The organism is Myxococcus sp. MISCRS1, assembly GCF_026626605.1.
GTDB classification, from domain to species: domain Bacteria; phylum Myxococcota; class Myxococcia; order Myxococcales; family Myxococcaceae; genus Myxococcus; species Myxococcus fulvus.
Genome location: NZ_JAPNKB010000001.1, coordinates 7,663,304 through 7,684,808 on the forward strand (window position 1 = coordinate 7,663,304; position 21,505 = coordinate 7,684,808).

Below are 21,505 nucleotides of genomic sequence, written 5' to 3' on the forward strand. Positions count from 1 at the left end.
GTAGGTCTGATAGAAGGCGACGCGAGCGGTACCTTCCCTGGGGGGGCCGCTCGCGTTCCGGAGAACCGCATGTCCGTCAGCCTTCGTCCGTCACCCCGGCTTCTCGGGTGGGTCCTGCTGTGCCTCGGTCTGTTGCTCGGTTGTGGCGAGGACTCACCGCCCCAGCAGTTCGCGCCCCCGCCGCTGCTGCCGGACGCCGTCGCCTCCACGGTCCTCCTGACGCCGGCGCGGCAGCTCGTCGCGAATGGTGAGGACCGGGGCGAAATCACCGTCTTCATGAAGGACGAGGACGGCGCGCCCATGGCCGGCCGCACCGTGGCGGTGGCGGTGTCGGGTGAGGGCAACGTGGTGACGCAGCCGGGCCGGACGGATGCAGCGGGGGTGGCGGTCGGCTTCGTGGTCTCCACGCGCGGCGGCGTCAAGCGGGTGACGGCCTCCGTCGCGGCCGAGGGCGGCTCGGTGGTGCTCGTGTCCCAGCCCACCTTCACCTTCGTCTCATCGGTGGCCACGCGACTGGAGTTCTCCACGTCCGTGGTGGATGGCTCGGCGGGCGCGCGGCTTCCGGCGTTGGGAGTCCGCTTCGTGAACGAGGACGGACGGCTCGTCGCGGATGCCACGTCCCCCGTGACGCTGTCGCTCCCCGTCAACCCCGAGGGCGCGGTCCTGGAGGGGACGCTCACCGTGACGCCGGTGAACGGCGTCGCGCGGTTCGACGACCTGCTGGTCCGCAAGGCGGTGGTGGGACGCAGGCTGGTGGCGAGCGCGCCGGGGGTGGCGGACGCCATCCTGGACTCGTTCAACGTGCTCCCGGGGGTGCCCGCATCCCTGGAGGTCGAGGGGCTCGAGGCCGTCGCCGTCGCCGGCACGCAGCGCTCCGCGCAGGTGACGGTGCGCGATGCCTCCGGCAACGTGGTCACGACCTACCGGGGCACGCTCGGGCTGCTCGCCACGGATGCCTCGGCCTCGCTGCCCCCGTCCCATGCCTTCACCCCACAGGACATGGGCCGCTTCACCTTCACCGGCATCACGCTGAACCGCGCGGGCAGCCACCAGCTCACCGTGCGCGACGTGGACGTGGCGGTGCTCAGCACGCGGCGGACGGTGGGCGTGGTGGCCGGCGCCGCGTCGGTGCTCGCCATCACCCGCGCGCCTCCCGCGGCCTCCGTGCGCGGCGAGCTGTCGCAAGTGACGGTGGAGCTCCACGATGCCCACGGCAACGTCGCGCTGGTGGGCGCCCCCCAGGTGACGCTGGCGCTGGAGGAGGGCATCCCGCTCGTGGGCGTCACCCAACTGGCGCCGGTGGACGGCGTGGCCCGCTTCACCGGCCTGCGCGTGGACTCGGATGGCGACCATCACCTGCTCGCCACGGCGAGCGGGCTCGCGCAGGCCCGGAGCCAGACGCTCTCCATCATCGATGACCTCCCGCCGGCGCAGCCCACGCTCGCGCTCGGGACGCCGGGCACCGACTCGGTGACGCTGACGTGGACCGCCGTCGGAGACGATGGCCTCCTGGGCCGGGCCACGGCGCAGTCGCTGCGCTACTCGATGTCGCCCATCGTCACCGCCGCGGACTTCGACGGGGCCACGCCCGTGGGCGGTGTGGGGGCTCCCGCGGAGCCTGGAACCGCCGAGTCCGCGACCATCGGGGACCTGACGCCGCAGCAGACCTACCACGCGGCGCTGCGCGTGACGGACAACCGCGGCAACACCACGCTCTCCAACAGCCTGGCCTTCCAGACGCAGAGCAACGACGTGACGCAGGTGGCCTTCACCCCGCAGCCCGCGTCGGGCACCGCGGGGCAGCCGCTGGTGGAGGTGGTCGTCTCCCTCCTGAATCCGCAGGGCGACGTCGTCACCGCGTCCACGCTGCCCGTCACGCTGTCGCTCGTCGGCGGCGCGGACTTCGAGCCGGTGCAGGTCTCCGCGGTGGCCGGCGTGGCGCGCTTCACGAACCTGGTCCTCGAGGAGGCGGGCACGTACCGCTTCGTCGCCACCGCGAACGGGCTGACCGTGCAGAGCGAGGAGTTCGACATCGACGCGGCCGCGCCCGCCGAGCTGGTGCTCACGGGGCTCGCCTCCACCGTCGCCGCGGGAGACGAGTCCACGGTGACGGTGACGGTGGTGGACGCGTTCGGCAACCCCGTGCGGAACTTCACGGGCGCCGTGGCGCTCACCTCCACGGACCCGGACGCGGTGCTCCCCGCGAGCCACACCTTCACGACACAGGACGAGGGCGTGCACGTCTTCGGCAGTCCGGTGGTGCTGGTCACCACGGGCCTGCAGCGCGTGACGGCCACGGGCCCGTCGCAGCTCACCGGCTCGGTCGAGGCGCAGGTCACAAGCGGGGTACCCCACCACTTGACGCTCGAGGGGCTCCCCGCCGAGGTGGAGGCGGGCTCCGAGCACGTGCTCACCCTCAGCATGAGGGATGCGTTCGACAACGTCGTCACCGACTACATGGGCATCGTGGAGCTCGAGTCGAGTGATGCGCAGGCTGAGTTCCCCTTGACGCTCGACTTCGCGGCCCCGAACGCGGGGCAGCTCACCTTCACCGCGGCCCTGAAGAGCACGGGCACGCACACCCTCACCGTGTCGGAGGCGGGGGGCGGGCTGTCGGTCGAGGTCCAGGCGGAGGTGACGCCAGGGCCGGCGGTGTCGATGCTCCTGTCGGTCGCGACACCGATGCCCACGGTAGGTCAGCCGGTCGACGTCACGGTGACGCTCCAGGATGCGTACGAGAACCCGGCCTCGGGCTACCGGGGCACCGTGGAGGTGCGAGTGGCCCAGGACCCGGGGGCCACCCTCCCGGCCCCCTTCACCTTCACCGAGGCCAGCGCGGGCGTGCACGTCTTCAGCGTGACGTTCTCCGAGTCGGACACCATGACCGTCCTGGCCGAGGACACCGAGGACCCGGCGCTGACCGCGTCCCAGGAGGTGAACGTGCTGGACGCCCCGCCGTCTCCGGCGCTGCCGGTCCGGACGCCCCCTCGTCGGTAGTCCAGCCGACAGCCGGGGAGGGCCCACGTGCCCTCCCGGGGTGGGGTGGGGGCGGCCCACTGTCGGCCAGCGTGCCGTCCGGCCGTGAAAGGCTGCTGCTCGTGAGCGGCGGGCGGATTACCTTTGCCCCGCATCCTTCCGTCGCTCCTCGGAAGAACGCGAGGAGCGTGGGTGAAACCCGTCAGCACGCTCAGGAGAGCAGCCCGTGTCTGAAACGCCCGTCACCGACGCTGTCCGCCTCATCACCTGTCCGCCCGCCGAGTTCCGGCGCTCCGGAGAGGCCGCCATGGAGGCCACGCGCGCCGGCATCGCCCGCCTCAAGGGCCTCAAGGCCCCCTACGACGTGGTCCAGGTGCTGGAGCTCTACGACGAGGCCATGGCCTCGCTCGACGACGCGGCTGCCCGCGCGAGCGTCGCCCGGCACTCTCACCCGGAGGCCGCCATGCGCGACGCCGCCGAGGCCGCGGAGCAGGAGCTGGAGACGCTCGCCACCGACATCCGCATGGACCGGGGCGTCTATGACGTCCTCGCCTCGCTGGATGTGTCCGGCCAGGACGCGCAGACGCGCAAGTGGGTGGAGAAGGTGCTGCGCGACTTCCGCCGCTCCGGCGTGGACCGCGACGACGCCACCCGCGCGCGCGTGAAGGCGCTCAACGACGAGCTGGTGAAGATTGGCCAGGAGTTCAGCCGCAACATGCTCCAGGACACGCGCACCGTGTCCCTGCCGCCCGCGGCGCTGGACGGCCTGCCGGAAGACTACGTCCGCGCGCATCCGCCGGGCGCCGACGGACAGGTGGTCATCACCACCGACTACCCGGACATCATCCCGTTCATGACGTACTCGCGCGACGCCAAGGCCCGCGAGCAGATGTGGCGCGCCTTCCGGCTGCGCGGCCACCCGAGCAACACCGACGTGCTCGAGCGCATGGTGGCCCGCCGCCACGAGCTGGCGACGCTCCTGGGCTTCCGCAACTGGGCGGCCTTCGCGACCGAGGACAAGATGATTCGCGACGAGCAGGCCGCCGCGGACTTCATCGAGCGGATTTCCCAGGCGTCCGGCGCGCGGATGCAGCGGGACTACGCGCTGCTGCTCGAGCGCAAGCGCCGCGACGTGCCGGACGCGGCGCGCGTGGACCCGTGGGACCAGGCCTACCTGGAGGACCGCATCAAGGCGGAGCAGTACGCGTTCGACTCGCAGGCGGTGCGTCCGTACTTCGAGTACTCGCGCGTGAAGCAGGGCATGTTGGATTTGACGGCGAAGATGTTCGGCGTCACCTACCGGCGCATCACCGACGCCACGGTGTGGCACCCGGACGTGGAGGCCTACGACGTGCTGGAGGACGGCGCCGTCAAGGGGCGCTTCTACCTGGACATGCACCCGCGCGCGGACAAGTACAAGCACGCGGCCCAGTTCACCCTCACCAGCGGCAAGGCCGGACGCCGGCTGCCCGAGGGCGTGCTGATGTGCAACTTCCCCAAGCCCGGCGCCGAGCCCGCGCTGCTCCAGCATGACGACGTGGAGACGTTCCTCCACGAGTTCGGCCACCTCTTGCACCACATCTTCGGTGGCCACACGCGCTGGGCCGGCGTGTCGGGCGTGCGCACGGAGTGGGACTTCGTGGAGGCGCCGTCGCAGATGCTGGAGGAGTGGGCGCGCGACGCGCCGAGCCTGCAGACCTTCGCGAAGCACTATCAGACGGGCGAGCCGCTGCCCGCGGAGCTGGTGACGCGGATGCGCCGCGCGGAGGAGTTCGGCAAGGGCCTGTGGGTGCGCCAGCAGATGTTCTACGCGGCGCTCAGCCTGGAGATTTACCGGCGGGAGCCGAAGGGCCTGGACGCCACGGCGCTCGTGCGCGAGCTGCAGGGCAAGTACACGCCGTTCCCCTACGTGGAGGGGACGTACTTCCACCTGTCCTTCGGGCACCTGGAGGGGTACTCGTCGAACTACTACACGTATATGTGGTCGCTGGTCATCGCGAAGGACCTGTTCACGGTGTTCCAGAAGCAGGGCCTGCTGTCTCCGGAGCCCGCGAAGGCCTACCGCCGCGCGGTGCTGGAGCCGGGTGGCTCCGACGACGCGGCCCGGCTGGTCCACGCCTTCCTGGGCCGCGACTACGACTACACCGCCTACGAGGCCTGGCTGAACAAGGCCGCGTGAGCGTGACGCCGGGCTGACGGGTGGGGTGCTCCGCTGATGGGGCACCCCATTCTCGTTTCCGCGCACGCCCCCCTCGCCGGAGCTTCGTTTGACGCATTACGTTCGATAATGATAATGAGTCGCACAATCAAATAGTGCGACTTCACGCCCAGGCTGGTATGTGGGGCCGCGCTTCCCGAGCGACCTCTTGCGTTCGCATGCGAGCGCACCGGCTGGATGAAACCGTGAGCACTTCTGACAAGCGTTCGTTCCTTCCCTTCGCGATTCTCGGTGTCGTCGCCTTGCTGGCCGTCATCGGCGTGGTGGTGAAGCTCCAGCAGCCCTCGGCGGAGGTCGTCACGGCGCCGGCGGTGGAGCCCGCGTCCGGCGCGAAGGCGGCCACCGTCACCGTCCAGCACGCGCGAGGGGAGTCGGTGGTCCCCTTGAATCCGCGGCGGGTGGTGGTGTTCGACCTGGCAGCCCTGGACATCCTCCAGGCGCTGGGCGTGGACGCGGTGGTGGGCGTGGCGGGGGACCAGTTCCCGCTGCACCTGGCCCCATTCGCGGACGCGAAGTACCCGCGCATCGGCACGCTGTTCGAACCGAACTACGAGGCCATCAACGCCGTGCGCCCGGAGCTCATCATCACCGGCGGCCGCTCCAGCGCGAAGTACGACAGCCTGTCGCGCATCGCCCCCACGGTGGACGTGCCCATGGGCGGCGCGCGCTACATCGACACCGTGGTCGCCAACACCGAACTGCTCGCGCGCATCTTCGGCAAGGAGGAGAAGGCGCGCGAGCTGGTGGATGGCCTGCGCCAGTCGCTCGCGAAGCTGAAGGAGACGACGGCCAGCCGGGGCAAGGGCCTGGTGGTGCTCGTCACCGGTGGACGCATCAGCGCCTATGGGCCGGGCTCGCGCTTCGGCGTGGTGCACGAGGACTTCGGCGTGCCCGTGGCCGCGGACGGGCTCAAGGCGTCGCTGCACGGCGAGGCCATCGGCTCGGAGTTCATCCGCGAGAAGAATCCGGACTGGCTCTTCGTCATCGACCGCGACGCGAGCATGGGGCAGCAGGGCGGGGCGAAGCAGGTGCTCGACAACGAGCTGGTGCGCCAGACGACGGCGTGGACGAAGGGGCAGGTCGTCTACCTGGACCCGCTCAACGCATACCTCATCGGCGGTGGCATCCAGGCGGTGGGCCTGCTGCGAGACCAGGTGGCCCAGGCGTACGCCACGCCCGCTCCCTGATGCGCTTCTTCGTCGCCGGCCTCGTCATCCTCCTCCTGGCGCTGGGCAGTCTGCTCATCGGCGTCGGCGACGTGTCGTGGCATGCGCTCGTGACGCCGAGCCCCGATGAACAGGCGCTCCAACTGCTGGTCATCAGCCGCATCCCCCGGCTCCTGGCGGTGATGCTGGTGGGCACGTCGCTGGGCGTGGCGGGGCTGCTGTTGCAGATGCTCGTGCGCAACCGCTTCGTGGAGCCCTCCACCGCGGGCTCCGCCGAGTCCGCCAGCCTGGGGTTGATGGTCGCCGCCGTCCTGGCGCCGCAGCTCCCCGTGGTGGGCAAGATGCTGGTGGCGGCCCTGTTCGCGATGGGGGGCACCGCGCTGTTCCTGCTCATCCTGCGCCGGATTCCGCTGCGCTCGGTGCTCATCGTCCCGCTGGTGGGGCTGGTGCTGGGCAGCGTCTTCGACTCCGTCACGACCTTCTATGCGTACCGGCTGGACCTGCTCCAGTCGGTCAACGCGTGGAAGACGGGAGACTTCTCCACCATCCTGCGCGGGCGCTACGAATTGCTCTGGCTGACCTTGGGGCTGACGTGCTGCGCGTATGTCGCGGCGGACCGCTTCACCGTCGCGGGCATGGGCGAGTCGTTCACCACCAACCTGGGGATGAACTACACGCGCATCATGGGGCTGGGGCTGCTCATCGTCTCACTCGTCACCGCCATGGTGGTCGTCACGGTGGGCATGGTGCCGTTCCTGGGCCTGCTGGTCCCCAACCTGGTCAGCATGTTCACGGGGGACAACGCGCGGAAGGCGATTCCCTGGGTGGCGGTGGGAGGCGCGGGCTTCGTGCTCCTGTGCGACATCCTCGGCCGGGTGGTGCGCTTCCCGTATGAAATCCCGGGGGCCACCATCGCGGGGGTGCTGGGCAGCGTGCTCTTCCTCTCCGTGCTGTTGAGGCGGGACGCCCGTGTCGGTTGAGAGCCTGATGGTGGAGCGGCGCCCGGAGCGCACGCTGTTCATCCTGGGCGGGGTGATGGTGGGCGTGGCCGTGCTGTTCCTGCTCTTCGGCGCGAGCGGCCAGTGGGACTTCGTGCTGCCCTTTCGCGGGCGCAAGCTGGCGACGGCGCTGCTGGTGGGCTACGCCATCGCGGTCTCCACGGTGCTGTTCCAGACGGTGTCGGGCAACCGGGTGCTGACGCCCGCCATCCTCGGGTTCGACAACCTCTACGTCTTCATCCAGACGTGCCTGCTCTACTTCCTGGGCTCGGGCAAGGCGTCGAGCCTGGACCCGAGGCTGCGGTTCGGCGTGGAGGTCCTCATCATGGTGGCCTTCTCGGCCGTCCTGTTCTGGGGGCTCTTCGGTGGGGGAGGGCGCAGCCTGCACCTGGTGCTGCTGACGGGCGTGGTGCTGGGCGTGCTCTTCCGCAGCCTCGCGTCCTTCCTGCAGCGGCTCATCGACCCCAACGAGTTCATCTTCCTCCAGGACCGCTTCTTCGCGAGCTTCAACAACCCGGACCAGGAGCTGCTCGTCGTCGCCTTCGCGCTGACGCTGGGCGTGTCCGTGGTGGGCTTGCGGATGCTCAAGACGTTCGACGTGCTGGTGCTGGGGCGGGAGACGGCCATCAACCTGGGCGTGGACCACCAGCGCACGGCGGCCATCATCCTGGTGCTGGTGGCCATCCTGGTGTCGGTGTCGAGCGCGCTGGTGGGGCCCGTCACGTTCTTCGGCCTGCTGGTCTCCAACCTGGCCCACACGCTGGTGCGCACGTACCGTCACGCGCTGGTGCTGCCCGCCGCGGCGCTCATCGCGGGGGTGTGTCTGGTCGCGGGGCAGTTCGTCCTGGAGCAGGTCTTCGCGTTCAACACCAGCCCCCGCGTCATCATCGACTTCGTGGGCGGGCTGGTGTTCATCGGGATGCTGATGAGGAGGGCGCCGGTATGATTGAGGCCAGGAACGTCACCAAGCGCTACGGCGGCTCGCTCGTGGTCGACGACGTCACGCTGACGCTGCCCGTGGGCGGAATCACCTCCATCATCGGGCCCAACGGCGCGGGCAAGTCCACGCTGCTGTCGATGATCAGCCGGGTGATGCCCCTGTCCTCGGGCGTGGTGCTGGTGGACGGGCTGGATGTGCGCACCACGCCGGGGGACGTGCTCGCCCGGAAGCTGGCCATCCTGCGCCAGGACAATCACCTGACGTCGCGGCTCACGGTGCGGGAGCTGGTGACGTTCGGCCGCTATCCACACTCGAAGGGGCGGCCCACGGTGGTGGACCGCGAGCACGTGGAGCGGGCCATCCAGCACATGGGCCTGGAGACGCTCTCCGAGCGGTTTCTGGACGAGCTGTCCGGAGGCCAGCGCCAGCGTGCCTTCGTGGCCATGGTGTTGTGTCAGGACACGGACCATGTGCTGCTGGACGAGCCGCTCAACGGCCTGGACTTGAAGCACTCGGTGGCGATGATGAAGCAGCTGCGCACCGCGGTGGACTCGCTGAAGAAGAGCATCGTCATGGTGCTGCACGACTTGAACTTCGCGTCCTGCTACTCGGACCACCTCATCGCCATGCGCGACGGCAAGGTGGCCTTCCAGGGACGCCCCCAGGACATCATGCGACCCGACATCCTGCGGGCCGTGTACGACCTGGACATCTCCATCCAGTGCATCGACGGCGACTGGATTGCCACGCACTACCGCTGACGCCCAGCTCCGTGATGGAAGCATGACGGAGGCGTGAGGACGGGCGGATGCTCCACGTCCCCACGTGGGCGCACACTTCCTTCATCTCGTGCGGAGGGCGTGCCATGCGTGAGGAGTCCAGTCGTCATTCCAGGGTGCGAATCGGAACGCTGTTGCTCGGGCTGCTGCTCGCCCTGAGCGGGACCCGCGCGGAGGCCTATCCCATCGCCCCGATGACGCTCTGGGAGCTGACGCTGGAGGCGGAGCTCATCGTGTGGGCGGAGGTCGAGGCGGTGACGACGCGGGCCTTCAAGGACTACGACGAGTACAAGCTCAGTGGCTTCGAAGAGGGCGTCGCGCGACTGCGGGTGCGGGAGGTCTGGAAGGGCACCGCCCATCCTGATGAGCGGGTGGAGGTGGCCTACTTGCCTTTCACCAGTTGCCCCGCGCCCCCGCGTTATGAGCAGGGCCTGCTCGTCGTCGCGTTCCTGACGCGCTGGAACGGCACGTGGTCGACCGTGGGGTTGTCGTACGGGACGCGCTACCCGACGAACAACGATGAGGCCCAGGCCTACCGGCGCGTCGTGGAGCTCGCGGTGAAGGCCCAGAAGCAGGCGAGCCCCCGCGTCCCGTATCGCGAGGACGAGCAGGCGCTGGCCTCGGCGCCCGTGGACTGGGAGGTGCTCGCGGCGAGCCACCCGGCGACACGCTGGGACGGCCTGTTCCGGCTGGTGCCCACGGGCGACGTGATGCGGGACTTCTATGTCGGCGGAGTCGACAAGTCCGTGCGGCTGTCCCCGGAGCAGCGCGAGGCGCTGGCGCGAGGTTTCGTGACGCATCCGCCCCTGGACCGCTCGTTGCCGATGTTGCTGTTGCCCCTGCGCGGCCATGCGAGCGCGGAGGTGGATGCCGCGGCGGCACGGGCCCTGGAGACGGTGCTGCTGGACTCCGGGCCGTCACGGTGGGCGCTGCTTGCCTTCGACCTGCTCCGGGAGCGGCACGGAGAGCCCCTCGTGGCGCGCGTCATGCCGGAGAGCGAGGACCCCATCACCCGCGCCTGGGAATCCGCGCAGCCGGGCGGCGTGGGGGCCCGGTCGAAGGCCGTGTCGTCGCTCCCGGAGGAGTGGCGACGCTTCAAGCAGCGCCGCCGCCTGTCTCCCAAGCTGCTGCCCCTGCCCGTCGAGCCCCCCGTGGCGGGCGTCGGTGGCGAGACTCCGCTCTGACCCTCAGTTGCGTCCCCACCGACGCGGGCGCTCGAAGCGGAAGAAGCCGCTGGCCTCCTCCTGGCCGATGCTCTCCGCCTCGGCGCCGAAGTAGCGCGCGCGGATTTCGACGAGGCGCGCCTCCAGCTCCTCACCGGAGAGCTCCTTCGCGAGCGTCTGACGCTCCGCCATGTACTTCAGGCCCGCGTCCCACCGCGCATCACGACTCTGGTCCAGCGTGTCCCAACGCTTCAACGCCTCTTCGTCCAACCCCAGCTCCCGGCGGATGGCGCGCAGGTTTCGCGAGCGCTCCTCCGCGGACATGGCGCCCAGATCGGTCTGCACCGAGGACACGTCGAGGAAGCGGTTCATCAGCTCCTGCTGGTGCCGCTCGAGCACGGCCCCGAGCTGCTCCCCGTGCACCTCCTGGAGCCGCTGCTTGAAGGTGGAGAGCTTCTCCTCCACGCTCTTGCCCTGGAGCGAGTCGAGCGAGCGCAGCGTGTCGCCGATGGCCTGGTTCTTCAGCTCCGCCGCCCAGATGCGGTCCGCCACGTCCTTGCCGAACAGCCGGTTGCGCGCGTCGCGGATGGCCGCCCGTCGCTCCTGCTCGCTCAAGCCCTTGAGGTAGTGGTCATTGTCGCGGACCCACTTCTCGTAGTCCTCGCGGTTGCGCAGCATCGCCGCCAGCGTGTCGTAGTGCTCCGGGAAGTGCGCCTTCAGGAAGGCCAGCAGCTCCTCCCGCCAGCGGTCCGGATAGCGCTGCTGGAAGAAGCGCATCAGGTCCTCGACGAGGCGTATCTGCGCGTGCGGCTCGCTCAGGTTCTTCCCGTAGCGCCCCTTGAGCGACGCGGCCAGCTCCTCCAGCTCCGTGTCCGTGGGCTCCGGGACCGGGGCAGGGGAGGGCCGCGCGCCGCTCGTCGTCACAGGGGGCACCGCGCCGCCCGGCACCGTCGGCGCCACGGCCGCTACGGGCACACCCGGCGGCTGCACGGGCGTCACCTCCGGCGCGTCCTCCCGCAGGAGCGTCACCCCGAGCCCCGCGAGGAGCAGCACCCCCGCGCCCACCAGCAAGACCTTCAAGCTCCGTCGCATGGCCATGTCTCCGGGCAGGGCGTGGGGAACCGGGAGGCCCTGCACCGCGGCCTCCCGGTGTGCGGCGCGTCAGTCGACCTTGGCGATGTAGTCGATGATGGCCGCGTAGAACTCCATCTCGCTGAACGTGTCGGGGCCGATGCCGATGACGTCCACGTGGTCCTGGTTGATGACGCTGGACATGGAGGTCTGCTGGAGCGCGCTGGGGGCGTTGATGTTGCTGACGTAGCCCAGCGCCGAGTCCTGCGCGACCAGGTCCGCGCCCAGGCGCTCCGTGTAGCGCAGGCGGTAGCCCATCTGCTGCGAGTTGATGCCGACCAGGCCGTCGTCATCCTGCTCGTTGCGGATGCCGTCACCCCTGCCCGCGGCGCCGTCGTTGTCGCAGTCGTCCGCGCACGCGCCGTCCCCGTCGATGTCGAAGAAGAACTGCCGCACCAGCCACAGCGCCGGGTTGACGCTCAGGCCGCTCTGCGCCGTCACCAGCGAGGCGTAGTGCGCCGCGTACGAGGCGTTGATGGGGTTGGCCACGTTGAAGGCCTTGGCGCCCGTCGTCTTGCCGTCGCTCGCGTCCGCGTCGTTGTAGATGAGCGCCTTGACCGCCGCGTAGCCGTCATTGCCCGGCCCGTAGACGACGTCACCGTAGATGCGGAACAGCGCGTCCAGCACGCTGGTGATGCCGGGGCCCAAATCGAGGATGTACTTCGCCACCGGCGAGCCACGGTGCGGCGAGGACACGCTCACCAGCGCCTTCACCACCGTGTAGCCCTTGCGCTCGCGCAGCACCTTCGCCGCCTTGCGCGCGTCGATGCCGCCCTGCGAGTGCCCCACCAGATTCACGTACGCCGAGCCCGAGGAGGCCAGGTAGCCCTCCACGTCGTTGGCCAGGTCCAGCCCGCGCACGTCGGAGCTCTGCAGCGGCTGCACCGCGGCGGCGAACGCCTTCTGCTTGCTGTTCAGGTCCCCGTTGCAGCTCACCTCCAGGAACTCGTCGCACGGGTCGCCCACGAACACGCCGTAGTCGTCACCCCAGTAGTCGTACCCGAGGATGTCGTCGAACCCGCCCAGCCCGTGCGCGAACACCACGGGGTACGTCGTCTTCTCCGCGGCGAGGGCCGGTGCGGCCACGCCCAGTACACCCACGGCCAGGACTGCCAGGAACAGCGGCGGCTGTTGCTTCATGGGGACTCCTTGCTGGTGAGGATTGCCTGCTGCAACCGATGCACGTCGGACCCGGAACCGGGACGCCAGCCTTCGGACACTGCGAAGGCCCCCACCGGTACGGCCCAGACCTTCCCCACGACCAGGCGAGTCCCGAACTCCGGGCGTATCAGTGCACCAGGGTTGATTCGCGAGTCAATACATCGCGCCGCGTCAGCCCCGCCGGACGAGACGGACGTTCTGTGGTGCACTGCGTTGTCTGTGATTGCGCGACGCGTCGTCCTGGTGCGTTGACTTCTGTCGCGCCGTGTCGACGCCGGGACCGTCCCGCTCACCCCTCTCAGGATGGAGGGGGAGCGCGGGGCCCCGTCCCGTCACTCGAGCGACGGGGCGGGGCGGACCCGAAAGACTACGGCTCGACGGGGGTCTGCTGGATGCGCCAGATCTCTTCCGCGTACTGCTTGATGGTGCGGTCGGAGGAGAAGATGCCGGCGCGGGCGACGTTGATGATGCACTTGCGCGCCCAGGTGTCCGCGTCCTGGTAGGCGCGCACCACCTCGTCCTGCTTGGCCGCGTAGGACGCGAAGTCCGCCAGCACCAGGTAGCGGTCCTCCTCCAGGAGGCTGTCCACCAGGGGCTTGTAGAGGCCGCGGTCCTCCGGGGAGAAGAAGCCGGTGGAGATGAGGTCCAGCGCCTCGCGCAGCTCCAGGTTCTTCTCGTACTCGTCGCGCGGCCGGTAGCCGGCGCGCTTCCTGGCGATGACCTCGTCCGCGGTGAGGCCGAAGAGGAAGAAGTTCTCGTCGCCCACCGCCTCGCGAATCTCCACGTTGGCGCCGTCCAGCGTGCCCAGCGTCAGCGCGCCGTTGAGCATCAGCTTCATGTTGCCCGTGCCGGACGCCTCCATGCCCGCCGTCGAAATCTGCTCGGACACGTCCGCGGCCGGGATGATGCGCTCGGCCAGGCTCACCCGGTAGTTGGGCGCGAAGACGACCTGCAGCCCCGTCGTGCCCGCGTCGCTGTTGACCACCTCCGCGATGCCGTTGATGAGCCGGATGGTCAGCTTGGCCAGGTGGTAGCCCGGCGCCGCCTTGGCGCCGAACAGGAACGCGCGCGGGTGGATGATGGTGCCCGGGTCCCTGCGCGCCCGCATCCACAGCGCGACGATGTGCACCGCGTCCAACAGCTGGCGCTTGTACTCGTGCAGGCGCTTGATCTGCACGTCGAAGATGGCCTCCGGGTTGAGCCGCACCGAGCGGAGGTCCTGGATGTGCCTGGACAGGTCCTCCTTGTTGGCGCGCTTCACCTCGCGGAACGCCTTGCGGAACGCGGGGTCCTCCGCGTGCGGCTCCAGCTCGCGCAGCTTGTCCAGGTTGGTGGCCCAGCCCTCGCCGATGCGGGACGTAATCAGCTTGGACAGCCGCGGGTTGCACCACGCCAGCCACCGGCGCGGCGTCACGCCGTTGGTCTTGTTGTTGAAGCGCTCCGGGTACATCGCCGCGAAGTCCGGCAGCACGTCCCGGCGCAGGAGGTCGGTGTGCAGCGCCGCCACGCCGTTGATGCTGTGGCTGCCCACCACCGCCAGGTGGGCCATGCGAATCTTCTTCTCCGGCCCCTCCTCCACCAGGCTCATCCGCCGCAGCTTCTCCTGGTCATAGGGGTAGCGGATCTGCACCTGGCGCAGGAAGCGCTGGTTGATTTCGTAGATGAGCTCCAGGTGGCGCGGCAGCAGCCGCTCGAACAGCGTCGCCGGCCACTTCTCCATCGCCTCCGCCAGCAGCGTGTGGTTGGTGTAGCCGAACACCGCCTGCGTAATCGACCAGGCCTCCTCCCAGCCCAGCCGCTTCTCGTCCACCAGCACGCGCATCAGCTCCGCCACGCCGATGGCCGGGTGCGTGTCGTTGAGCTGGATGGCCGCCTTCTTCGGGAAGTCCCTGAAGTCGGTGTGGTTCTTCAGGTAGCGCCGGACGATGTCCGCGATGGAGCACGCGACGAAGAAGTACTGCTGCTTGAGCCGCAGCTCCTTGCCCGCCTGGAACGCGTCGTTGGGGTAGAGGACCTTGGAGATGACCTCCGAGTCGTTCTTCTCCACCACGGAGCGCTCGTAGTCGCCCGCGTTGAAGAGCAGCAGGTCGAACTCCTCGGACGCCCGCGCCTGCCACAGTCGCAGCGTGTTCACCGTGTCGTTGTGGTAGCCCGCGATGGGCGTGTCGTACGGCACGCCCACCACCGTCTTGCCGCCCACCCAGCGCGCCACCGGCTTGCCGTCCGGCCCCTGGTGGTGCTCCACGCGCCCGAAGAAGCGCACCGGCACCGCCTTCTCCGGCCGCACGATTTCCCACGGGTTGCCGAACTTCAGCCACTCGTCGGCGCGCTCCACCTGGTAGCCGTCCACGATGTCCTGCGTGAAGATGCCGAACTCGTAGCGGATGCCGTACCCCATGCCGGGGTAGCCGAGCGTCGCCAGCGAGTCCAGGAAGCACGCCGCCAGCCGCCCCAGGCCGCCGTTGCCCAGGCCCGCGTCCGGCTCCATCTCCAGCAGGTTGGTGAGGTCCACCCCCACCTCCCGCATGGCCTCGGCGGCCGCGTCGTGCATGCCCAGGTTCAGCAGGTTGTTGCCCAGCGCCCGACCCAGCAGGTACTCCGCGGACAGGTAGTAGGCGCGCTTGGCGTCCTTCTCGTAGTACGTGCGGGCCGTGCGCACCCAGCGGTCCGCCAGCCTGTCACGCACCGCCAGCGACAGCGCCATGAAGCGGTCATGCGCGGTGGACGTCTCGTAGTTCTTCCCGCGCGAGTAGCGCACGTGGTCCAGGAACGAGCGGCGCATGGACGAAGCGTCGCGCCCGGTGCGGCCCCCATCGTCCGCCGTGGACGTGGACGGGGCGGCGGGGCGCTGCGAGGAGGAAGAGGCGGGAGAGGCCATGTCGCGAGAGGTCTCCATCCGAGGTGTGTCGTCGAGTGGGATGCAACGAACGCAGAGGGCCGTCAGGGTAGCGCAGCCGGAAGGCCCGGCACATGCGGAAAGCGCGGAGCCAGGGAGGGGGAGGATGCTCCCTGGCAAGGACCTGGGACGTCCAGGGACGATGTGACACGCGCGCCCATCCGCTCGCTTTCCCACACGGCCCTCGTGGAAGGGCCGCCCTCCGGGGCGCCGTTTGATGTAGAAATCAACGCTCATGGCCTTCCCGAAGAATGACTTGGACCAGCGCCTGGCGCTGGTGCGGCCGGAAGACACGGTCCGCGGCCTCATCTTCAACGCGGTGTTGATGCTCGCCGAGCGGCAGCTGGGCCCGGACTCCGCCGCGCGCCTGCGCGAGCCGCTCTTCAAGCGCTCACCGGTGGACTTCTTCTCCTACTCCGCGGTGGACGCCATCCGGTTGCTGTACGCCACGTCGGAGGCGCTGGAGCGGGCGGGGCGCTACCCCACGCAGGAGGACGCGGTGCGCGCGTGCGGCGCCGCGGCCGTCACCGGGTTCTTCTCCTCCACGGTGGGCCAGACGCTCACGCGGCTGATTGGCAAGGGGGACCCCAAGCGCCTGTTGTCCAACGCGCCCACGGCCTACTCCACCCTGGTCAGCTACGGGCGCCGGGAATACAGCGTGTTGCACGAGCGCCACGTGCGCCTGTCCTTCCAGGGCGACATGCAGCCGGTGCAGTTCCACGAGGGCGTGCTGCAGGAGGCCCTCAAGGCCATCCAGTGCAACGGCCGCGTCGTGGGCACGCCCCACGGCTACTTCGCGGCGGACTACGACATCACCTGGGAGTCGTAGCCCGCCGGTACCGCCTCAGGGCGCGGCCGGGGCCTGCCCCGCGACGGCGGCCACGGAGACGGCCTCCATCTGCGAGGCCAGCTCCTGCGCCTTGGCGAGGAAGTCCGGGAGCAGCTGCTTGGGCAGCGGGTCCGCGCGGGGGAACTGCTGGTTGAGCGGGTTGGTGTAGCTGCCGCCGCGCTTCATGCCGAAGTGCAGGTGCGGCCCGGTGGAGCGGCCGGTGTTGCCCGAGTAGGCGATGACCTGCTTCTGGCTGACGCGGGCCCCCACGCGCACGCCCTCGCCCAGCTTGGACAGGTGCATGTACTGGGTCTCGAAGCCGTTGGCGTGGCGCAGCACCACCATGTTGCCCGCGGCGCCGGCCCACCCGGCCTGCGTCACGGTGCCGTCCGCCACCGCCCACACCGGCGTGCCGATGGGCGTGCCGTAGTCCACGCCGTTGTGGTTCTTCAGGTACTGGAGCACCGGGTGGAAGCGCGAGCCGAACTTGCTGGTGACATGCGCGTACTTCAGCGGGCTCTTGAGGAAGGTCTTCTTCGCGCTGGCGCCGTCCTCCTGGAAGTAGTTGGGCTGGCCGTCCGGCAGCACGTACCGGTAGACCTTCTTGGGGCCGACCAGGCCCCCCTGGTACTGCGCGGCGAGCACCTCGCCGTAGCGCAGCACGCGGCCCTTGGAGACGAACTTCTCCACCAGCGCGCGGGCCGTGTCGCCCTTGCGCACGTCGCGGTAGAAGTCGATGTCCCACGCGAACACGTCCGCCAGCACCATGCCGATGGCCGGGTCCTCGCCCGAGTCCACCGCCGCCTCGTAGAGCGACGTCTGGATTTCGAGCGACACCACCGACACCTGCTTCTCCACCTCAATCGCGCGCTTGCTGCCGACGAACTTCTCGCCGTCGCGGCGCACCTGCCACTCGTCCACGAGGCTCTGGCGGTAGTCGAAGAAGTCCAGCTCCCCGTCGCGCAGGACGATGCGGAACTGGTCCCCCACGCGGGAGCGGCGGAAGTCGAACACGCCCTCGAGCGCGGAGATGACGGCCGTCACCTGCGCGTCCGGCAACTGCGCCTCGTGCAGCGCGCCCGCCAGCGTCTGGCGCGGTTCGATGCGGCGGTTCTTGATTTCATACCGGACAGCGGCCTCCGAGGAGGTCACCGCCAGCAGGGCGGCCAGGGCACAGAGGGGGGAGAATCGCATGGGGCGGGCGCGAGTGTAGTGGACACCCCCGCCCCTGCCCAATCGACGGCTCGGGAAATCCCGCGCTCGGCTGCTCGGCTGCTTCGGGAAGCGGGGCCTCAGGCCGGCCGTCGGCGACGGGCCGCGAGGAGCATCAGCGCGCCCACGAGGCCCAGGGGCGCGCCCCCTCCCGCCGAGGCGCAGCTGTGCATCCCGGGGCGCTGGGGCGGCTCGAAGGGGGTGCCCCCATCCGGCTCCTCACCCGCGTCGGGTGGGGGAGGACCGGCATCTGGCGTGCCCGCGTCCGGGGTGCCCGCGTCCGGGGTGCCCGCGTCCGGGTCCGTCGGCTTGGGCCTCACGGTGACGGTCACCCTGTCCGTGGCGGCGACATCGGCCACGCGGACGGTCAGCTCGAAGTCGAGCTGGAGCTCCTGCTCCGGTCCCACGTCCGGGGCGGTGAAGCTGGGGGCCGCCGTGTCCGCGTCGCGCAGCGCCACGGCGGCGCCGCCCACCTGCCGCCAGGAGAACGCGAGCGGCACCGAGCCCCGGTCCGAGCTGCCCGAGCCATCGAGTGTCACCGTGGCGTCGGCAATCACGCGCTGGTCCACGCCCGCCTCGGCGAGCGGACGGCAGGGGGCGGTGGACTCCGCGACGCGCTCGAGGAAGGGGGGCGTGGCCGTGCCCTGCACGGTGATGTTGTCGACCTCCCAGCCGTGGGCCCGGAAGACGAGCGACGAGGCCGCGCGGAAGCGCAGCTTCACCGTCTTGCCCTGCAGCGCGGTGCCGAAGTCCAGCGTGACGCGCTCCCGCTGCGGCCAGCGCGGGTTCCTCGCGGCGTAGGCGGGACGGCCACCCAGACTGTTCCCGGTCCGGGTGTCGAGCGTGCCGGTGTAGCCCGGCGTCACCCAGGCGGTGACGTCCTTCCAGTCGTCCGGCTGGTTCGCCACCACCTCGGTGAGCTCGATGACGCCGCCGTTCCAGTAGTCGAAGGTGTTCGGCCCCGGGTTGTGCCGGAAGTCGAACCCATGCCGATGGTCGAACGACAGGACGAACGTGTTCCCCGAGGGGATGCTCAGCACGGGCGTCTGCAGCGCCGTGTCGGAGAACTCGTAGACGTCCGGCGCGAACCAGACCTGGTCCCGGGCGTCGAGCGGTGAGGGGACGACGCGCCAGCGCTGCTCCTCGGTGCCGCCCAGCACGGTGGAGGTCCACGTCGTGCGCAGGCCCTCGACCGTGTCCGTCATGGCGGGCGCCAGGTCATAGTGGAGCAGCACGGAGTGGGCCTGCTCGACGCTTCGCTGACACGCCTCGCTGCTCTCCAGGGTGACGCGGTAGCTGGCGCTTCGCGCCGACGACAGCGACGCGGCGAGCGCGATGGGGACCTCGACCACGCCCGTGCCGAAGGCCGCGACCTCGGCCACGGTGAAGGAGGCCCCCCGGGGGAACGTCAGCAGCGCGTCGTCGCTGACCACCCGCACCGTCGCGCGCTGCGCGGGGAGGGGCCCGTGGTTCTGGACCTCCACGCGAACGAGCCCCTCTTCCGAGGCGTCGAGCACGCCGTCCGCGTCGCACGAGCGCCGCCCGTCCACGATGCGCACGGCCGCCAACCGGAGGTCCGAGTGGGCCTCGCCGTCCTCCACCACCGCGTTGTGCTCGGTGGAGTCCCGGGGCGGGGAGACCGCGCACGTGCCAGCGCCCCGTCGCGCGAAGGCCCGGGCCATCGCCTCCAGGTCGTCCCGCCGCCCACGGGCCCGGGCCGCCATCAGCAGCGCGTCCCGCTGCTCGGTGAAGGTGGCGTCCGCGGGCGCGAGCTGCAGCGCGTCCACGACGTAGTCCGCCATGCGACGCCGCGTCTCCGCGAAGGGGCGGGCGTTCTTGCGCCCCTCGTCGAGCAGCGCCTGGTAGGCCTCGAAGAGCAGGGTGGCCCAGACCTCGCCCGCGTTGTGCATCTGCGCGTTCTCCAGGCCGTTGTCGCGCAGATAGTCCTGGTCGGGCAGGCCCGCGTCGTTGGCGATGTGGCGCAGCCGCAGCCCGTTGAGGTCGAGGTTCGTGGAGTAGGGCGTGCGACGCACCCCGAAGTACGTGCTCTGGCCGAAGGCCTGCGCCGCATGGGCGCCCACCGCGTACGTGCCCTGGGGCGCGTCCGTCTCCCGCACCATCATGAGCAGGGCCAGGAAGTCGCTCCAGCCCTCGCCCATGGCCCGGCACTGCGGCTCCGCGCAGAGCGTCAGGCGGCGGGACAGGATGTGCCCCCACTCGTGGGCGACGATGGTGTTGTCCAGCGAGGCGTCGCGCAGGGGCACGGGCGCGCGCGTCATGGCGCCGGTCAGCGAGCCGCGCGACAGCAGCTCCTTGAGCGCCAGGCCGTCCTCGAGCGTGATGGAGAGCGTGGCCAGGCCCGTGGTGAGCGTCGCGTCCACGTCGAGCATCTCCGGAGGCGGCTCGCCGGGGACATGGTTGATGACGACCAGCCCGGCGGCCCCCGCGTTCTCCGCGTTCACCGCCTTGAGCTCGTAGATGCAGCCGCCCCGGTCCGCCAGGACGATGGCCCCGGTGACGTCGTTCTGGAGCGGCTCGCACGCGTCGGTGCCCGCGCCCGTGCCGTCCTCCGCCAGGGCCAGCGGATGCTGGGACTGCTGGATGCGCTGCGGGCCGAACTCGGCCTTGCCCGTGACGTAGCGCGTACCGCCCACGGTGAACGCGCGCGCCTCCTCCGTGTCCCAGAGCGAGAACTCCAACCGGGGCGACAGCCCGTCCCGGGGCACGTACGCGCTGGCCAGGTTTCGCGCCTGCGCGTCCGGGCCCAGGTTCTGCGCCTCGGCCAGCACGGGGTCTCCCCCCAGCCCTCCCGGAGCGTGACTCACGTCCTGTGCGTTGCCCGCCGCCTCGTCGAAGCCCGAGTCGTAGAAGTAATCGTGCAGCCAGTTGGTGGTGTAGAACAGTTGCACCACCGAGGCGGACACCTGCTCCACGCTGTCGAGGGGCGCGGCTTCCGGGTCGTAGACGTGGGGGAAGTCGCGCGTGCCGGGCGTCACCTGCGCGCGTCGGTCCTGGCCCTCGGTGTAGCCATCCGGGTCGAAGTGGTCCGCGTAGGCGTGGACGTTGTTGCCCCAGGTGGTCGTGGCGCCCTGGGGGAGCCACGGGAACACGCGACCCGACTGCGCGTGCACCCGCCCCTCGTGCGTGAGCTGTCGGGGCGCGACGAAGCCGGGCTCGGCCGTCTCGGGGTTGCCCGTGCGGTGCGGCGAGTAGTCCTCGTGGGGGTTGTCCGCGGGCGTGCCGTCCGCATCCGCCCAGACGCGATACGAATAGGCGTCCTGCGCCACCCGGTCCTCGCGCAGCAGCACCTGGCCCGTGGCCGCGTCGAGCACGTGCAGGAAGCCGCGCGCGGGGGCGTCCCCGGCCCGCGTGGAGAGCGCGTCCACGGCGTAGGCGGGCACCAGCCGGCCCCCGGAGGGGAAGTACAGCCGCGTGACGCGCGCGGGCTCCACCAGCCGCAGGCCCGCGCGTTGGAGCGTGCCGCCGGGCGCCAGGTCGAAGCGGGGCGCGTCCGCGTGCGCGAAGCCGGCGGCCACCACCTCGCCCACCAGCGACAGCCCATGCACATCCCCCAGGGCCCGCAGCACCGCCTCGGACGCGGGCAGCGTGAAGCCTCCGCCCCGCGTCAGCCGCGTCGCGTCCGCGTGCATCGCCGCCACGCCGCCGTGCAGGTTCCCCGTGAGCCCCACCAGCTCCAGCCCCCGGTCCAGCAGCACCTTCAGCTCGGTGCGCCCCACCTCCAGGCCCGCCACCCGCTGGCGGAAGAACACGATGATGCCGCCCCGGCCCGTGTCGTGGACCCGATGGACATACACCGACGCCAGATCAGCGGCACTCAAACCATACAGTGACGCTTGTTGTTCCAGATAGACGCGGGCCGCGGCCTCCGGGGTGTCATGGACACGCAGGCCTGGCGCCGCGCCACGCTGCCCGGCCCACACCACCGTGGGGTGGCCCCGCGCCTCGTCCCGCGACAGCACTGTCACGATGTGAGGTTTTTCCGCCGCCCCGTCGGCCCGCGAGCGCGAGTCGACGG

At 70.4% G+C, this 21,505-nt stretch carries 13 protein-coding genes; 8 read left to right on the forward strand and 5 right to left on the reverse strand.

From position 1 onward, the window contains the following. Positions 1 to 69 precede the first annotated feature (69 nt). The 7 genes from OWM54_RS30610 to OWM54_RS30640 all read left to right on the forward strand — a co-directional run bounded on the left by OWM54_RS30610 (position 70) and on the right by OWM54_RS30640 (position 10,261). Entirely contained in the window at positions 70 to 2,997 is a 2,928-nt protein-coding gene (locus tag OWM54_RS30610) for an Ig-like domain-containing protein (protein ID WP_267699789.1), read from the forward strand. Positions 2,998 to 3,202: 205 nt separating this feature from the next. Then, positions 3,203 to 5,155: a M3 family metallopeptidase gene (locus tag OWM54_RS30615; RefSeq protein WP_223748076.1), complete on the forward strand. Its 1,953-nt coding sequence runs from the start codon at positions 3,203 to 3,205 to the stop codon at positions 5,153 to 5,155. A gap of 224 nt (positions 5,156 to 5,379) precedes the next feature. Next, positions 5,380 to 6,381 (forward strand): siderophore ABC transporter substrate-binding protein, encoded by a 1,002-nt coding sequence (locus OWM54_RS30620; RefSeq protein ID WP_267699790.1) that lies wholly within the window; start codon positions 5,380 to 5,382, stop codon positions 6,379 to 6,381. Continuing rightward, positions 6,381 to 7,340: an ABC transporter permease gene (locus tag OWM54_RS30625; protein WP_267699791.1), complete on the forward strand. Its 960-nt coding sequence runs from the start codon at positions 6,381 to 6,383 to the stop codon at positions 7,338 to 7,340. Before OWM54_RS30620 ends, OWM54_RS30625 begins: the two co-directional genes overlap by 1 nt. Next, a complete protein-coding gene (locus OWM54_RS30630) occupies positions 7,330 to 8,304 on the forward strand; it encodes an iron chelate uptake ABC transporter family permease subunit (RefSeq protein WP_223781726.1) in 975 nt (324 codons plus the stop codon). The genes OWM54_RS30625 and OWM54_RS30630 overlap by 11 nt, the downstream gene beginning before the upstream one ends. Then, the gene (locus OWM54_RS30635) at positions 8,301 to 9,059 is read left to right on the forward strand and encodes an ABC transporter ATP-binding protein (RefSeq protein WP_267699792.1); all 759 of its coding nucleotides are present in this window, start codon (positions 8,301 to 8,303) and stop codon (positions 9,057 to 9,059) included. The genes OWM54_RS30630 and OWM54_RS30635 overlap by 4 nt, the downstream gene beginning before the upstream one ends. 134 nt (positions 9,060 to 9,193) lie before the next feature. After that, the gene (locus tag OWM54_RS30640; RefSeq protein WP_267699793.1) at positions 9,194 to 10,261 is read left to right on the forward strand and encodes a hypothetical protein; all 1,068 of its coding nucleotides are present in this window, start codon (positions 9,194 to 9,196) and stop codon (positions 10,259 to 10,261) included. A gap of 3 nt (positions 10,262 to 10,264) precedes the next feature. Here the strand turns inward: OWM54_RS30640 and OWM54_RS30645 are convergent, their stop codons facing one another. The 3 genes from OWM54_RS30645 to OWM54_RS30655 all read right to left on the reverse strand — a co-directional run bounded on the left by OWM54_RS30645 (position 10,265) and on the right by OWM54_RS30655 (position 15,410). Continuing rightward, positions 10,265 to 11,332, reverse strand: a complete 1,068-nt coding sequence (locus tag OWM54_RS30645; RefSeq protein WP_267699794.1) for a hypothetical protein — start codon at positions 11,330 to 11,332, stop codon at positions 10,265 to 10,267. A 69-nt stretch (positions 11,333 to 11,401) separates the two neighbouring features. Beyond that, a complete protein-coding gene (locus OWM54_RS30650; RefSeq protein ID WP_267699795.1) occupies positions 11,402 to 12,511 on the reverse strand; it encodes an esterase/lipase family protein in 1,110 nt (369 codons plus the stop codon). Between the two features lie 388 nt (positions 12,512 to 12,899). Next, complete coding sequence (locus tag OWM54_RS30655) at positions 12,900 to 15,410, reverse strand: glycogen/starch/alpha-glucan phosphorylase (protein WP_223748083.1); 2,511 nt, start codon at positions 15,408 to 15,410, stop codon at positions 12,900 to 12,902. 253 nt (positions 15,411 to 15,663) lie between these two features. Here OWM54_RS30655 and OWM54_RS30660 point away from each other — a divergent pair, with 253 nt between their 5' ends. Continuing rightward, on the forward strand, positions 15,664 to 16,257 hold the full coding sequence (locus OWM54_RS30660) for a TIGR02265 family protein (protein WP_223748084.1): 594 nt from the start codon (positions 15,664 to 15,666) through the stop codon (positions 16,255 to 16,257). A gap of 15 nt (positions 16,258 to 16,272) precedes the next feature. Here OWM54_RS30660 and OWM54_RS30665 read toward each other — a convergent pair whose 3' ends face one another. Further along, complete coding sequence (locus tag OWM54_RS30665) at positions 16,273 to 17,451, reverse strand: M23 family metallopeptidase (RefSeq protein ID WP_223748085.1); 1,179 nt, start codon at positions 17,449 to 17,451, stop codon at positions 16,273 to 16,275. 98 nt (positions 17,452 to 17,549) lie between these two features. Further along, on the reverse strand, positions 17,550 to 21,455 hold the full coding sequence (locus tag OWM54_RS30670; protein WP_267699796.1) for a M36 family metallopeptidase: 3,906 nt from the start codon (positions 21,453 to 21,455) through the stop codon (positions 17,550 to 17,552). Between the last annotated feature and the right edge of the window lie 50 nt (positions 21,456 to 21,505).

What these genes read in the sequence shown, in the direction of transcription:
- OWM54_RS30650 (WP_267699795.1), bottom strand. Translation starts at nt 12,511, where the DNA reads ATGAAGCAACAGCCGCCGCTGTTCCTGGCAGTCCTGGCCGTGGGTGTA.
- OWM54_RS30665 (WP_223748085.1), bottom strand. Translation starts at nt 17,451, where the DNA reads ATGCGATTCTCCCCCCTCTGTGCCCTGGCCGCCCTGCTGGCGGTGACC.
- OWM54_RS30635 (WP_267699792.1), top strand. Translation starts at nt 8,301, where the DNA reads ATGATTGAGGCCAGGAACGTCACCAAGCGCTACGGCGGCTCGCTCGTG.
- OWM54_RS30645 (WP_267699794.1), bottom strand. Translation starts at nt 11,332, where the DNA reads ATGCGACGGAGCTTGAAGGTCTTGCTGGTGGGCGCGGGGGTGCTGCTC.
- OWM54_RS30660 (WP_223748084.1), top strand. Translation starts at nt 15,664, where the DNA reads ATGGCCTTCCCGAAGAATGACTTGGACCAGCGCCTGGCGCTGGTGCGG.
- OWM54_RS30610 (WP_267699789.1), top strand. Translation starts at nt 70, where the DNA reads ATGTCCGTCAGCCTTCGTCCGTCACCCCGGCTTCTCGGGTGGGTCCTG.
- OWM54_RS30655 (WP_223748083.1), bottom strand. Translation starts at nt 15,410, where the DNA reads ATGGCCTCTCCCGCCTCTTCCTCCTCGCAGCGCCCCGCCGCCCCGTCC.
- OWM54_RS30625 (WP_267699791.1), top strand. Translation starts at nt 6,381, where the DNA reads ATGCGCTTCTTCGTCGCCGGCCTCGTCATCCTCCTCCTGGCGCTGGGC.